Genomic DNA, 13,339 nt, shown 5'->3' with positions numbered 1-13,339 from the left:
AAAAATTCAAAGATATATTTAGGAGGTGTGACTTATGACCAAAGGAATCTTAGGAAGAAAGATCGGTATGACTCAAGTATTCGCAGAAAACGGTGAATTAATCCCTGTAACAGTTATTGAAGCTACTCCAAACGTAGTACTTCAAGTGAAAAACGTTGAAACGGACGGTTATGAAGCAATCCAATTAGGTTTTGAAGATATTCGTGAGAAATTATCTAACAAACCAGCTAAAGGACACGTTGCTAAAGCGAGTACTGCTCCTAAGCGCTTCATTCGCGAATTACGTGACGTGAGCGTTTCGGGATATGAGGTTGGTCAAGAAGTCAAAGTTGATATTTTCGCGGAAGGCGATGTAATCGATGTAACAGGAATTTCAAAAGGTAAAGGTTTCCAAGGTGTAATTAAACGCCACGGACAATCTCGTGGACCTATGTCTCACGGTTCTCGTTACCATCGTCGTCCAGGTTCAATGGGACCTGTAGCTCCAAACCGCGTATTTAAAGGTAAAGCTCTTGCTGGTCGCATGGGTGGAGAGCGTATCACTGTTCAAAACTTAGCAATCGTTAAGGTTGACGCTGAGCGTAATCTTCTATTAGTAAAAGGTAACGTACCTGGTGCTAGAAAAGCTTTAGTAACTGTTAAGAGTGCGGTTAAATCTAAATAACTCTTATAGGAAAGGAGGAAACAACCAATGCCAAAAGTAGCATTGTTTAACCAAAACGGCCAAAATGTTGGTGAAATCGAACTAAACGCTGCCGTTTTCGGTATCGAACCAAACGAAAGCGTACTTTTTGATGCAGTAGTAATGCAACGTGCAACTATGCGTCAAGGTACATCTAAAGTAAAGAATCGTTCTGAAGTAAGGGGCGGAGGACGCAAACCATGGCGTCAAAAAGGTACTGGACGTGCTCGTCAAGGATCTATCCGTTCACCACAATGGCGTGGCGGTGGTGTAGTATTCGGTCCAGTTCCACGAAGCTACAGCTACAAATTACCTAAGAAAGTTCGTCGCTTAGCAATTAAATCTGCATTATCTTCAAAAGTATTAGATAACAGCATCGTTGTTGTTGAAGGCTTAACTTTTGAAGCACCAAAGACTAAGGAAATGGTGGCAGTTCTTAAAAACCTTTCAGTAGATCGTAAAGCATTAGTAGTAACTGCTGACCTAGATGGACACGTTGCTTTATCAGCTCGTAACATCCCAGGTGTAACTGTAGTCGCAGCTAACGGTTTAAGCGTATTAGACGTTATGAACCATGATAAGCTTGTAATTACTAAAGAAGCAGTTGAAAAAGTAGAGGAGGTGCTTGCATAATGAAAGATCCTCGTGATATTATTAAGCGCCCCGTAATTACAGAACGTTCAACAGACTTAATGGTCGATAAAAAATATACGTTTGAAGTTAGTGTGAAAGCTAATAAAACTGAAGTTAAAGATGCTATCGAACAAATCTTTGACGTAAAAGTTGAAAAAGTTAACATCATGAACTACAAAGGTAAATTCAAACGTGTAGGTCGCTATAGTGGTCTTACAAACCGTCGTCGTAAAGCGGTTGTGACACTAACTCAAGACAGCAAAGAAATCGAATTCTTTGAAGCTTAAGTTTAATAGAAAAGGAGGGAAATTGAGATGGCGATTAAAAAGTATAAACCAACCTCAAATGGTCGTCGTGGTATGTCAGTATCTGATTTTGCTGAAATCACAACTAGCCAACCTGAGAAATCATTACTTGCACCTTTAAAGAAAAAAGGTGGACGTAACAACCAAGGTAAAATGACAGTTCGTCACCAAGGTGGTGGACACAAGCGTCAATACCGTATCATCGATTTTAAACGTGACAAAGATGGAATACCTGGACGCGTTGCTACAATCGAGTACGATCCAAACCGTTCTGCTAACATCGCGTTAGTAAACTATGCAGATGGAGAAAAACGTTACATTCTAGCTCCTAAAAACCTAGAAGTAGGTATGGAAGTTATGTCTGGCCCAGAAGCTGACATTAAAGTAGGTAACGCTCTACCATTAGCTAACATTCCAGTGGGTACAGTTATCCACAACATCGAATTAAAGCCTGGTAAAGGTGGACAATTAGTTCGTTCTGCTGGTACATCAGCTCAAGTACTTGGTAAAGAAGGTAAATACGTATTAGTACGTTTAACTTCTGGTGAAGTACGTATGATTCTAGCAACTTGCCGCGCTTCTGTTGGTCAAGTAGGTAACGAGCAACATGAGTTAATCAACGTTGGTAAAGCTGGACGTTCTCGTTGGTTAGGTATCCGTCCAACTGTTCGTGGTTCTGTAATGAACCCTAACGATCACCCACACGGTGGTGGTGAAGGACGCGCTCCTATCGGACGTAAGTCTCCTATGACTCCTTGGGGTAAACCAACTCTTGGTTATAAAACTCGTAAGAAGAAAAACAAATCCGATAAATTTATCGTTCGTCGTCGTAAAAAATAACGGGATTGAGCTACGGTTCAAACGAACCGTAGAACAATCACGAAGGGAGGTTCACCTATGGGTCGCAGCTTAAAAAAAGGACCTTTTGTGGATGGTCATTTAATCAACAAGATTGAGAAGTTAAATGAAACGGATAAGAAGCAAGTTGTAAAAACTTGGTCTCGTCGTTCTACTATCTTCCCTCAATTTATTGGTCATACTATCGCTGTATATGACGGTCGTAAACATGTACCAGTATACGTTACTGAAGATATGGTAGGTCACAAGCTTGGTGAGTTCGCACCAACTCGTACTTACAAAGGTCACGCAAGTGACGATAAGAAAACAAGACGCTAATATGAGAGGAGGCTTTCTATATGCAAGCTAAAGCTGTTGCAAGAACAGTACGTATTGCTCCTCGTAAAGTTCGTTTAGTTGTTGATTTAATTCGAGGAAAGCAAGTAGGTGAAGCAGTAGCGATTTTAAATCTTACTCCAAAAGCTGCTTCTCCAGTTGTAGAGAAAGTATTAAAATCTGCAGTTGCAAACGCAGAGCATAACTATGAGATGGACATTAACAACTTAGTGATTACAGAAGCTTTTGTTGATGAAGGTCCAACTTTAAAACGTTTCCGTCCACGCGCTATGGGACGTGCTAGCCAAATTAACAAGCGCACAAGCCACATCACTATCGTGGTATCAGAAAAGAAGGAGGGATAATTCGTGGGTCAAAAAGTTAATCCGATTGGTTTGCGTGTCGGCGTTATCCGTGATTGGGAATCAAAATGGTACGCTGGTAAAGACTATGCAGATCTATTACATGAAGACTTAAAAGTTCGTGAATACATTGCAAAACGTTTAAACGATGCTGCTGTATCTAAAGTTGAGATCGAGCGTGCTGCTAACCGTTTAAATGTGACGATCCACACTGCGAAGCCTGGTATGGTAATTGGTAAAGGTGGTACTGAAGTAGAAGCACTTCGTAAAGCTTTAAATCAATTAACAGGCAAACGTGTACACATCAACATTCTTGAAATTAAGAGAGCTGACTTAGATGCTAAGCTAGTTGCTGAAAACATCGCTCGTCAACTTGAAAATCGTGTATCATTCCGTCGTGCTCAAAAACAAGCGATCCAACGTACAATCCGTTCTGGTGCACAAGGTATCAAAACAATGGTATCTGGTCGTTTAGGCGGAGCTGATATCGCTCGTTCAGAACAATACAGTGAAGGTACAGTTCCACTTCACACACTTCGCGCTGATATTGACTATGCTCACGCTGAAGCAGATACTACTTATGGTAAGCTTGGTGTAAAAGTATGGATCTATCGTGGAGAAGTTCTTCCTACTAAAAAGAAAAATGAGGAAGGAGGAAAATAATTATGTTATTACCAAAACGCGTTAAATATCGTCGCGAACACCGCGGGAAAATGCGTGGACGTGCTAAAGGTGGTACTGAAGTACATTTCGGTGAGTTCGGTTTACAAGCTACAGAAGCTTCTTGGATTACAAACCGTCAAATCGAATCTGCTCGTATCGCAATGACTCGTTACATGAAACGTGGCGGTAAAGTATGGATTAAAATCTTCCCTTCTAAGCCTTATACAGCTAAACCGTTAGAGGTGCGCATGGGTTCCGGTAAAGGTGCGCCTGAAGGTTGGGTAGCAGTTGTTAAACCTGGTAAAGTTATGTTCGAAATCTCAGGTGTATCTGAAGAAATCGCACGTGAAGCATTACGTTTAGCATCTCACAAGTTACCTGTAAAATGTAAATTTGTAAAACGTGAAGAAATTGGTGGTGAATCTAATGAAAGCTAATGAACTTCGTGATCTTACCACTGCTGAGATTGAACAAAAAGTAAAAGCTTTAAAAGAAGAGTTATTTAACCTTCGTTTCCAATTAGCGACTGGACAATTAGAGAATACTGCACGCATTCGTGAAGTACGTAAAGCAATCGCTCGCATGAAAACTGTTGTTCGTGAAAGAGAAATTGCAGCTAATAAATAATTAAGTCTGAGAGGAGGCTTTCAGAATGAGTGAACGTAACCAACGTAAAGTTTACACTGGCCGCGTAGTTTCTGACAAAATGGATAAGACTGTTACTGTTCTTGTAGAAACTTACAAAAAGCATTCGCTTTATGGTAAACGTGTAAAATACTCTAAAAAGTTTAAAGCTCACGATGAGCAGAACGAAGCTAAAGTGGGCGATATCGTGAAAATCATGGAAACTCGTCCGTTATCAGCTACTAAGCGTTTCCGTCTAGTAGAAGTTGTAGAAAAAGCTGTTATTATCTAATAGTTAAAGAGTTAAGATCGGATAAAGATGATTCATCCGAAGGGAGGTTTCGTACATGATTCAACAAGAATCTCGTTTGAAAGTTGCAGACAACTCTGGTGCTCGTGAAGTGTTAACAATCAAAGTATTAGGTGGATCTGGTCGTAAGACAGCAAACATTGGTGATGTTATCGTTTGTACGGTGAAACAAGCAACACCAGGAGGCGTTGTTAAAAAAGGTGACGTTGTGAAAGCTGTTATCGTTCGTACAAAACGTGGCGTTCGCCGTAACGATGGTTCATACATCCGCTTTGATGAAAATGCTTGCGTAATCATCAAAGATGATAAGAGTCCACGTGGTACTCGTATCTTTGGACCTGTTGCTCGTGAATTACGTGATAACAACTACATGAAGATCGTATCATTAGCTCCAGAAGTTATCTAATTTGTATTAATAAATCTAAAGAAGGCCTTTTAAGGAGGTGCGACTCGGATGCATGTAAAAAAAGGTGACAAGGTAATGGTTATCTCTGGTAAAGATAAAGGTAAGCAAGGTGAAGTAATCGCTGCTTATCCTAAAAAGGATCGTGTACTTGTTGAAGGTATTAACATTGTGAAAAAACACTCTAAACCTTCTCAAGTTAATCCACAAGGTGGAATTATCAGCCAAGAGGCACCTATCCATGTATCTAACGTAATGCCATTAGATCCTAAGTCTGGTGAACCAACTCGTGTTGGTTACAAAGCTGTTGATGGCAAGAAGGTACGTGTAGCAACAAAATCTGGTGAAATTTTAGATAAATAATAATTGAGATGTGAAGGGAGGTATAATTCACATGAACCGCTTAAAAGAGAAATACGTAAAAGAAATTACTCCTGCTTTAACTAGCAAGTTTAATTATAAATCTGTAATGCAAGCTCCAAAGCTTGATAAAATCGTTATTAACATGGGTATCGGTGATGCTGTTCAAAACGCAAAAGCACTAGATACTGCTGTTGAAGAATTAGCAGCTATTACAGGTCAAAAGCCAGTCGTAACTCGCGCGAAAAAGTCTATCGCAGGTTTCCGTCTTCGTGAAGGTATGCCAATTGGTGCGAAAGTAACTTTACGCGGTGAGCGTATGTATGAGTTCTTCGATAAGTTAGTTTCTGTTTCACTTCCACGTGTACGTGACTTCCGTGGTGTGTCTAAGAAATCTTTCGATGGACGCGGTAACTACACATTAGGTGTTAAAGAACAATTGATTTTCCCTGAGATCGATTATGATAAAGTATCAAAAGTTCGTGGTATGGACATCGTTATTGTTACTACAGCTAACACTGACGAAGAAGCTAGAGAGTTATTAACTCAATTCGGTTTCCCGTTCCAAAAGTAATAACTGCCAACGTTAAGCAGAGGAGGCGAAAATGTGGCTAAAAAATCAATGATTGCGAAGCAAAAGCGCAAGCAGAAATTCCAAGTACAAGAGTATACACGTTGCGAACGTTGCGGACGTCCTCACTCAGTACTACGTAAATTCAAGCTTTGCCGTATTTGTTTCCGTGAACTTGCTTATAAAGGTCAAATTCCTGGTGTTAAAAAAGCTAGTTGGTAAACCCCAAGAATGGGAAGGAGGTAAAATCATATGGTAATGACTGATCCAATTGCAGATTTGCTTACTCGCATCCGTAACGCAAACATGGTACGCCATGAGAAAATTGAAGTACCTGCTTCAAACATTAAGAAGCAAATTGCTGAAATTCTTAAGCGTGAAGGTTTCGTACGCGATGTTGAATATATTGAAGACAACAAACAAGGTATCATCCGTATCTTTTTAAAGTACGGTGCTAACAACGAACGTGTAATCACTGGTCTAAAACGTATCAGTAAACCTGGTTTACGTGTATACGCTAAAACTGATGAAGTACCACGTGTACTTAACGGTTTAGGTATTGCGATCGTTTCAACTTCACAAGGTGTTTTAACGGACAAAGAAGCTCGTCAAAAACAAGCTGGTGGAGAAGTATTAGCTTACGTTTGGTAATAATTTTTTGAAGTGAATGGAGGTGTAGTTATGTCACGTGTTGGTAAAAAGCCTTTAGAAATTCCAGCAGGTGTTACAGTTACTAACGAAAACAACGTTGTAACTGTAAAGGGCCCAAAGGGTGAATTAACTCGTACGTTCCACCCTGATATTGAAATCAAAATCGAAGACAACGTAGTTACAGTTAGTCGTCCAAGTGATGCGAAGGAGCACCGCGCTCTTCATGGAACTACTCGTAGTCTTTTAGGTAATATGGTTGAAGGTGTATCAAAAGGTTATGAGAGAGGTTTAGAGCTTATCGGTGTCGGTTACCGTGCTCAAAAATCTGGTAGCAAGCTTGTATTAAGCGTTGGTTACTCTCATCCTGTAGAAATCACACCTGAACAAGGAATCGAAATCGATGTTCCTACTCAAACAAAAGTAGTTGTTAAAGGTATCGACAAAGAACGTGTTGGTGCATTAGCAGCTAACATTCGTGACGTTCGTCCGCCAGAGCCTTATAAAGGTAAAGGTATCCGTTACGAAGGTGAATATGTGCGTCGTAAAGAAGGTAAAACTGCTAAGAAGTAATGCTGCATAGCATAGGTAAAGGAAAGGAGTGACCTAGATGATTACGAAGCTTGACAAGAATAAAGTTCGTAAAAAGAGACATGCTCGTGTACGTGCGAAATTATTCGGGACAGCTACTCGTCCTCGTTTAAACGTGTTCCGTTCAAATAAACACATTTATGCACAAATTATCGATGATACGAATTCAGTAACAATTGCAAGTGCTTCAACTTTAGATAAAGAATTATCTTTAGATGGTACTAGCAATGTTGAATCAGCTCAAAAGATCGGTGAATTAGTTGCAAAACGTGCAGTTGAAAAAGGTGTTAAAGAAGTTGTATTCGATCGTGGCGGTTATTTATATCATGGTCGTGTAAAAGCTCTAGCTGACGCTGCTCGTGAAGCTGGCTTACAATTCTAATTGTAAAAGGAGGGAAAATCATGCGTCGTATTGATCCAAATAAATTAGAGCTTGAAGAGCGTGTTGTTACCGTTAACCGCGTAGCTAAAGTTGTAAAAGGTGGACGTCGTTTCCGTTTTGCTGCGTTAGTAGTGGTTGGTGACAAAAATGGTCATGTTGGATTTGGTACTGGTAAAGCTCAAGAGGTACCTGATGCAATTCGTAAAGCAATTGAAGATGCAAAGAAAAATTTAGTTACTGTACCAATGGTTGGAACTACAATTCCACACGAAATTCTTGGTCGATTTGGTGCTGGCGAAATCTTCTTAAAACCTGCTTCTGAAGGTACTGGAGTTATCGCTGGTGGTCCGGTGCGTGCGGTATTAGAACTTGCTGGTGTAAGTGATATCTTATCTAAATCTTTAGGTTCAAATACTCCAATTAATATGGTACGTGCAACAATCAACGGCTTAAGCGAATTAAAGCGTGCTGAAGATGTTGCGAAGCTACGTGGTAAGACTGTAGAAGAACTGTTAGGATAAGGAGGGAACAAGAATGGCAAAGAAATTAGCAATTACCCTCACTCGCAGTGTAATTGGTCGCCCAGAAGACCAACGTGTGACTGTACGTACACTTGGCTTACGTAAGTTAAACCAAACTGTCGTTCAAGACGACAATCCTGCTATTCGCGGTATGGTTAACAAAGTAGCTCACCTTGTTACAGTAAAAGAGCAATAATAAATTGTCACTCTAAGGAGGTGCTCCGAATGAAACTTCATGAATTAAAACCTACTGAAGGTTCTCGTAAAGAACGCAACCGTGTTGGTCGTGGTACTGGTTCTGGTAACGGTAAAACTTCAGGTAAAGGTCATAAAGGACAAAACGCTCGTTCTGGCGGTGGCGTAAGACCTGGTTTTGAAGGTGGTCAAACTCCTTTATTCCGTCGTCTTCCAAAGCGCGGTTTTACAAACATCAATCGTAAAGAGTATGCTGTTGTAAACCTTGACGCTTTAAACCGTTTTGAAGATGGTGCTGAAGTAACACCAGAATTATTAATTGAAACTGGCTTAGTAAGTAAAGCTAAAGCTGGTATTAAGATCCTTGGCAACGGTACATTAAACAAAAAGCTAACTGTAAAAGCTTCTAAATTCTCCTCAGCTGCCAAAGAAGCGATCGAAGCTGCAGGCGGTACAACTGAGGTGATCTAATGTTTCAGACAATCTCCAATTTTATGCGCGTAGGTGATATAAGAAACAAGATCCTTTTCACGTTATTAATGCTAATTGTTTTCAGGATTGGAACATTTATTCCTGTACCAAGTGTCAACACTGATGTACTAAGATTGCAAGATGAATTAAACGTATTTGGTGTCTTAAACACATTTGGTGGCGGTGCATTACAAAACTTCTCAATCCTTGCAATGGGCATTATGCCTTATATCACAGCATCCATCATTGTACAATTATTGCAGATGGATGTTGTGCCTAAGTTTACAGAATGGTCAAAGCAAGGAGAAGTTGGGCGCCGTAAATTAGCCCAAGTTACTCGTTATGGGACAATTGTGCTTGGATTTATCCAAGCTTTGGGTATGTCTATAGGGTTTAACAACCTTTCTGGTGGACAGTTAATCCAAAATCCTGGAGTTACTACTTATCTTCTAATTGCTACGGTGCTTACTGCAGGTACAGCATTTCTAATGTGGTTAGGAGAGCAAATTACTTCTAAAGGTGTTGGTAATGGAATCTCCATCCTGATCTTTGCAGGTATTGCTGCTGGTATTCCAACAACATTAAATCAAATATATGCGCAACAGTTTGAAGATGTTGGGGATCAATTATTTATCCGAATCGTAACAGTTGCTTTAATTGCTCTTGCAGTTTTAGCTATTATCGTTGGTGTTATTTACATTCAACAAGCATTGAGGAAGATTCCAATCCAATATGCAAAACGATTAGCTGGTCGTAATCCTGTTGGAGGACAATCAACTCATTTACCTCTAAAAGTAAATGCAGCTGGTGTAATCCCTGTTATCTTTGCCGTTTCATTTATCATTACCCCACCAACAATTGCATCATTCTTTGGTTCGAATGATGTAACAGATTGGATTCAGAAGACATTTGACTATACTCAACCTATTGGTATGGTTGTGTATGTAGCTTTAATCATTGCTTTCTCATATTTCTATACGTTTGTTCAGGTTAACCCAGAGCAAGTAGCAGAAAACCTTAAGAAGCAAGGTGGTTACATTCCTGGTATACGTCCTGGTAAGAACACTCAAGAGTACTTGACTAAAGTGCTATACCGACTTACTTTAGTTGGTTCGCTCTTCCTAGCAGCTATCTCTGTTCTTCCTGTTTTCTTTATCAAATTCGCTGACTTACCGCCATCAGCTCAGATCGGTGGAACAAGTCTTCTAATCGTTGTTGGTGTAGCTCTTGAAACAATGAAACAGCTTGAGAGTCAGTTAGTGAAACGTCACTATAAAGGATTTATTAAATAAAGAGTTGGTTAATAAAACGGGAAGCATGTGCTTTCCCGTATTAACCACATAAGAGACTGAGGGGGAAATGAAATGAATTTGGTGTTAATGGGCCTTCCTGGTGCTGGGAAAGGTACACAAGCAGAACGAATCGTTGAAAATTATGATATCCCTCATATCTCAACAGGAGATATGTTCCGAGCTGCAATTAAAGAAGGAACACAACTGGGCTTAAAAGCAAAATCTTTCATGGATCAAGGTGCACTTGTTCCTGATGAAGTAACAATTGGCATTGTACGTGAAAGATTGAATAAAGAAGATTGTCAAAACGGTTTCTTACTTGACGGCTTTCCAAGAACGGTAGCTCAAGCTGAAGCTCTTGAAGCAATCTTAGAAGAACTTAATAAGAACATTAACTACGTGATTAATATTGATGTAGATCAAAGTATTTTGATGGATCGTTTAACTGGGCGTCGCATTTGTAAAGACTGTGGTGCTACGTATCATCTTGTATTCAATCCTCCAACGAAAGAAGGAGTATGTGACAAGTGTGGTGGCGAATTGTATCAGCGTGCTGATGACAATGAAGAAACAGTTGCAAACCGCCTAGAAGTTAACGTGAAGCAATCTCAGCCACTTCTTTCATTCTATGAAGACAGAGGTTACCTACGCAATATTAATGGCGATCAAGATATCAACAATGTATTTGATGATATCCGCAACTTGCTTGGGGGCATCAATAAATGATTATTTGTAAAACCCCGCGTGAAATAGCAATAATGCGTGAAGCTGGAAGAATTGTTGCTTTAACTCATCAAGAGCTAAAAAAACATGTTCAACCAGGCATTACAACGAAAGAATTGGATGTAATTGCTGAAAAATTTATTCGTCAACATGATGCAATTCCATCTTTTAAAGGGTATAATGGGTTTCGCGGAAGTATATGTGCCTCAGTGAATGAAGAGTTAGTACATGGGATACCTGGAAATCGAAAACTTAAAGAAGGCGATGTTATCAGTATTGACATTGGTGCAAAATACAATGGATATCATGGTGACTCTGCTTGGACATACGCAGTTGGGTCTATCTCTGATGAGACTCAAAAGCTATTAGATGTAACAGAGCAGTCTTTGTATAAAGGTTTGGAGCAAGCTAAACCAGGGGATCGACTTTCTAATATCTCACATGCTATTCAAGCTCATGTGGAAGCACATAACTTTTCTGTTGTTCGAGAGTATGTAGGTCACGGCGTTGGCCAAGATTTACATGAAGATCCACAGATTCCGCATTACGGTCCACCGAATAAAGGACCTCGTTTACGTCCAGGCATGGTGTTGGCTATCGAGCCAATGGTGAATGCCGGTACTCGATATGTAAAAACATTGCCTGATAATTGGACAGTTGTAACGGTTGATGGAAAAATGTGTGCTCACTTCGAGCATACAATTGCGATCACTGAGACAGGATATGAGATTCTAACAGTATTATAAATAGAATGTGATGTATCTTATAAATGGTCTCTATCCATTCCTCGTTTAATGCACTGGACAGTATATAGTAATTATCTAAATTCACGATGATCGTTTCAGTCTGAATTGCTGTTAAAATGGTAAAGATGTATATACATTCGTGTTTCATCTTGAATTTAATGATTACAATCTCCGAATGTTCAGAACAGGTTTTGCTTTAGTTGTTTATTGATAGCTTGTTACTGTTTCAAAGAAAGGAGAGCAATTTAATGGCAAAAGACGATGTAATTGAAGTGGAAGGTACAGTCTCTGAGACTTTACCTAACGCAATGTTCAAGGTAGAATTAGAAAATGGTCATACAGTATTAGCTCATGTTTCTGGTAAAATTCGTATGCACTTCATTCGTATCTTACCAGGTGACAAAGTAACTGTAGAACTATCACCTTATGATTTAACTCGCGGTAGAATTACGTACCGATTCAAATAAAACCTATGCACTCCGTACTATCAAGGAGGTATGAAACATGAAAGTTAGACCATCGGTAAAGCCGATCTGCGAAAAATGTAAAGTTATCCGCAGAAAAGGTAAAGTAATGGTTATTTGTGAAAACCCTAAGCATAAACAAAAACAAGGCTAATTAACAAGGAGGTGCACTGTTTATATGGCACGTATTGCTGGTGTAGATATTCCTCGTGACAAGCGCGTGGTTATCTCTTTAACATATGTTTTCGGTATTGGTCGCCCAACTGCTGAAAAAATCCTAGCTGAAGCAGGAGTTTCTGAAGATACTCGTGTTCGTGATTTAACAGAAGAAGAATTAGGTAAGATTCGTGACATTATCGATAGCTACAAAGTAGAAGGAGATCTTCGTCGTGAAGTTTCTTTAAACATTAAACGCCTAATCGAAATTGGTTCATTCCGTGGTATTCGTCATCGCCGTGGTTTACCAGTTCGTGGTCAAAATACGAAAAACAACGCTCGCACACGTAAAGGCCCTCGCCGTACTGTAGCGAACAAAAAGAAATAATTAGTAAAGGAGGTACTAACACATGGCACGTAAAACTAACACTCGTAAACGCCGCGTGAAAAAGAATATTGAAGCTGGTATTGCTCATATCCGCTCAACTTTCAACAATACGATCGTAACTATTACAGATGTTCACGGTAACGCTATTGCATGGTCTAGTGCTGGTGCACTTGGTTTCAGAGGTTCTCGTAAATCAACTCCATTTGCTGCTCAAATGGCTGCTGAAACTGCAGCTAAAGCATCTCAGGAGCATGGTTTAAAAACTCTTGAAGTTACAGTTAAAGGCCCTGGTGCTGGTCGTGAAGCTGCAATTCGTTCGCTTCAAGCTGCAGGTCTTGAAGTAACAGCTATTAAAGATGTTACTCCTGTACCTCATAATGGATGCCGTCCGCCAAAACGTCGTCGTGTATAATTAATGTGTATAAGTTCTGTATGTTTGTCTATAATGGATATGGTACAGAATTTATTCATGCAGATAAATGCTTTTCCATTTGTTGTGCACATTCGGGAACTGTCTAATAGGGAATTTCGGTTAGTCGATGATTTATCATTGCTCTAACCGAGGTTTCGACGTTTTGAAGGAGGGTTTATAAGTGATAGAGATTGAAAAGCCAAAAATCGAAACTGTAGAAATCAGCGATGATAGAAAGTACGGTAACTTCGTCGTCGAGCCACT

Annotated in this window: 28 protein-coding genes; all 28 read left to right on the top strand. The window is 39.8% G+C overall.

Annotated elements, in window-relative coordinates; genetic code table 11:
- Positions 1–34 precede the first annotated feature (34 nt).
- Positions 35–664 (top strand): 50S ribosomal protein L3, encoded by a 630-nt coding sequence (gene rplC / locus JOC83_RS18995; protein ID WP_205188954.1) that lies wholly within the window; start codon positions 35–37, stop codon positions 662–664.
- Positions 665–691: 27 nt separating this feature from the next.
- Complete coding sequence (rplD, locus tag JOC83_RS18990) at positions 692–1,315, top strand: 50S ribosomal protein L4 (protein WP_205188953.1); 624 nt, start codon at positions 692–694, stop codon at positions 1,313–1,315.
- Positions 1,315–1,602, top strand: a complete 288-nt coding sequence (gene rplW, locus JOC83_RS18985; protein ID WP_205188952.1) for a 50S ribosomal protein L23 — start codon at positions 1,315–1,317, stop codon at positions 1,600–1,602. The genes rplD and rplW overlap by 1 nt, the downstream gene beginning before the upstream one ends.
- Positions 1,603–1,629: 27 nt before the next feature.
- Positions 1,630–2,460 carry a 50S ribosomal protein L2 gene (gene rplB / locus JOC83_RS18980; protein ID WP_205188951.1) on the top strand — a complete coding sequence of 277 codons (831 nt, stop codon included), beginning with the start codon at positions 1,630–1,632 and terminating at the stop codon, positions 2,458–2,460.
- A 57-nt stretch (positions 2,461–2,517) separates the two neighbouring features.
- Positions 2,518–2,796: a 30S ribosomal protein S19 gene (gene rpsS / locus JOC83_RS18975; protein ID WP_205188950.1), complete on the top strand. Its 279-nt coding sequence runs from the start codon at positions 2,518–2,520 to the stop codon at positions 2,794–2,796.
- A 20-nt stretch (positions 2,797–2,816) separates the two neighbouring features.
- Entirely contained in the window at positions 2,817–3,158 is a 342-nt protein-coding gene (rplV, locus tag JOC83_RS18970; protein WP_205188949.1) for a 50S ribosomal protein L22, read from the top strand.
- Between the two features lie 3 nt (positions 3,159–3,161).
- Positions 3,162–3,818 carry a 30S ribosomal protein S3 gene (gene rpsC, locus JOC83_RS18965; protein ID WP_110113951.1) on the top strand — a complete coding sequence of 219 codons (657 nt, stop codon included), beginning with the start codon at positions 3,162–3,164 and terminating at the stop codon, positions 3,816–3,818.
- Between the two features lie 2 nt (positions 3,819–3,820).
- Positions 3,821–4,255 (top strand): 50S ribosomal protein L16, encoded by a 435-nt coding sequence (gene rplP, locus JOC83_RS18960; RefSeq protein WP_110113950.1) that lies wholly within the window; start codon positions 3,821–3,823, stop codon positions 4,253–4,255.
- Entirely contained in the window at positions 4,245–4,445 is a 201-nt protein-coding gene (rpmC, locus tag JOC83_RS18955) for a 50S ribosomal protein L29 (RefSeq protein ID WP_205188948.1), read from the top strand. Before rplP ends, rpmC begins: the two co-directional genes overlap by 11 nt.
- Positions 4,446–4,470: 25 nt before the next feature.
- A complete protein-coding gene (rpsQ, locus tag JOC83_RS18950; RefSeq protein ID WP_205188947.1) occupies positions 4,471–4,734 on the top strand; it encodes a 30S ribosomal protein S17 in 264 nt (87 codons plus the stop codon).
- Positions 4,735–4,789: 55 nt separating this feature from the next.
- The gene (gene rplN, locus JOC83_RS18945; RefSeq protein ID WP_110113947.1) at positions 4,790–5,158 is read left to right on the top strand and encodes a 50S ribosomal protein L14; all 369 of its coding nucleotides are present in this window, start codon (positions 4,790–4,792) and stop codon (positions 5,156–5,158) included.
- 48 nt (positions 5,159–5,206) lie between these two features.
- Positions 5,207–5,518, top strand: a complete 312-nt coding sequence (gene rplX / locus JOC83_RS18940) for a 50S ribosomal protein L24 (RefSeq protein WP_205188946.1) — start codon at positions 5,207–5,209, stop codon at positions 5,516–5,518.
- 31 nt (positions 5,519–5,549) lie between these two features.
- Positions 5,550–6,089: a 50S ribosomal protein L5 gene (gene rplE, locus JOC83_RS18935; protein WP_205188945.1), complete on the top strand. Its 540-nt coding sequence runs from the start codon at positions 5,550–5,552 to the stop codon at positions 6,087–6,089.
- Positions 6,090–6,122: 33 nt separating this feature from the next.
- Positions 6,123–6,308 (top strand): type Z 30S ribosomal protein S14, encoded by a 186-nt coding sequence (locus JOC83_RS18930; protein ID WP_053217608.1) that lies wholly within the window; start codon positions 6,123–6,125, stop codon positions 6,306–6,308.
- Between the two features lie 30 nt (positions 6,309–6,338).
- Positions 6,339–6,737: a 30S ribosomal protein S8 gene (rpsH, locus tag JOC83_RS18925; protein ID WP_205188944.1), complete on the top strand. Its 399-nt coding sequence runs from the start codon at positions 6,339–6,341 to the stop codon at positions 6,735–6,737.
- Positions 6,738–6,767: 30 nt separating this feature from the next.
- A complete protein-coding gene (gene rplF / locus JOC83_RS18920) occupies positions 6,768–7,307 on the top strand; it encodes a 50S ribosomal protein L6 (RefSeq protein ID WP_205188943.1) in 540 nt (179 codons plus the stop codon).
- Between the two features lie 37 nt (positions 7,308–7,344).
- A complete protein-coding gene (gene rplR, locus JOC83_RS18915; protein ID WP_205188942.1) occupies positions 7,345–7,707 on the top strand; it encodes a 50S ribosomal protein L18 in 363 nt (120 codons plus the stop codon).
- A 20-nt stretch (positions 7,708–7,727) separates the two neighbouring features.
- The gene (gene rpsE, locus JOC83_RS18910; RefSeq protein WP_205188941.1) at positions 7,728–8,228 is read left to right on the top strand and encodes a 30S ribosomal protein S5; all 501 of its coding nucleotides are present in this window, start codon (positions 7,728–7,730) and stop codon (positions 8,226–8,228) included.
- A 13-nt stretch (positions 8,229–8,241) separates the two neighbouring features.
- The gene (rpmD, locus tag JOC83_RS18905; protein WP_205188940.1) at positions 8,242–8,424 is read left to right on the top strand and encodes a 50S ribosomal protein L30; all 183 of its coding nucleotides are present in this window, start codon (positions 8,242–8,244) and stop codon (positions 8,422–8,424) included.
- 29 nt (positions 8,425–8,453) lie between these two features.
- Complete coding sequence (rplO, locus tag JOC83_RS18900; protein ID WP_205188939.1) at positions 8,454–8,894, top strand: 50S ribosomal protein L15; 441 nt, start codon at positions 8,454–8,456, stop codon at positions 8,892–8,894.
- Complete coding sequence (gene secY / locus JOC83_RS18895; RefSeq protein ID WP_205188938.1) at positions 8,894–10,186, top strand: preprotein translocase subunit SecY; 1,293 nt, start codon at positions 8,894–8,896, stop codon at positions 10,184–10,186. Before rplO ends, secY begins: the two co-directional genes overlap by 1 nt.
- Positions 10,187–10,258: 72 nt before the next feature.
- The gene (locus JOC83_RS18890) at positions 10,259–10,912 is read left to right on the top strand and encodes an adenylate kinase (protein ID WP_205188937.1); all 654 of its coding nucleotides are present in this window, start codon (positions 10,259–10,261) and stop codon (positions 10,910–10,912) included.
- Positions 10,909–11,655 carry a type I methionyl aminopeptidase gene (map, locus tag JOC83_RS18885; RefSeq protein ID WP_205188936.1) on the top strand — a complete coding sequence of 249 codons (747 nt, stop codon included), beginning with the start codon at positions 10,909–10,911 and terminating at the stop codon, positions 11,653–11,655. The genes JOC83_RS18890 and map overlap by 4 nt, the downstream gene beginning before the upstream one ends.
- 248 nt (positions 11,656–11,903) lie before the next feature.
- Positions 11,904–12,122 carry a translation initiation factor IF-1 gene (infA, locus tag JOC83_RS18880; protein WP_058005984.1) on the top strand — a complete coding sequence of 73 codons (219 nt, stop codon included), beginning with the start codon at positions 11,904–11,906 and terminating at the stop codon, positions 12,120–12,122.
- Between the two features lie 37 nt (positions 12,123–12,159).
- Positions 12,160–12,273 (top strand): 50S ribosomal protein L36, encoded by a 114-nt coding sequence (gene rpmJ / locus JOC83_RS18875; RefSeq protein ID WP_003156543.1) that lies wholly within the window; start codon positions 12,160–12,162, stop codon positions 12,271–12,273.
- Positions 12,274–12,297: 24 nt separating this feature from the next.
- Positions 12,298–12,663, top strand: coding sequence for a 30S ribosomal protein S13 (gene rpsM / locus JOC83_RS18870; RefSeq protein ID WP_205188935.1), 366 nt, complete (start codon positions 12,298–12,300; stop codon positions 12,661–12,663).
- A 22-nt stretch (positions 12,664–12,685) separates the two neighbouring features.
- Complete coding sequence (rpsK, locus tag JOC83_RS18865) at positions 12,686–13,075, top strand: 30S ribosomal protein S11 (RefSeq protein ID WP_110113933.1); 390 nt, start codon at positions 12,686–12,688, stop codon at positions 13,073–13,075.
- 181 nt (positions 13,076–13,256) lie between these two features.
- The coding region (locus JOC83_RS20105) for a hypothetical protein (RefSeq protein ID WP_338038949.1) at positions 13,257–13,339 on the top strand (83 nt) is incomplete at its 3' end.

This window comes from Priestia iocasae, from assembly GCF_016909075.1.
GTDB lineage: Bacteria > Bacillota > Bacilli > Bacillales > Bacillaceae_H > Priestia > Priestia iocasae.
This window is presented reverse-complemented; position numbering and strand designations above follow the sequence as displayed.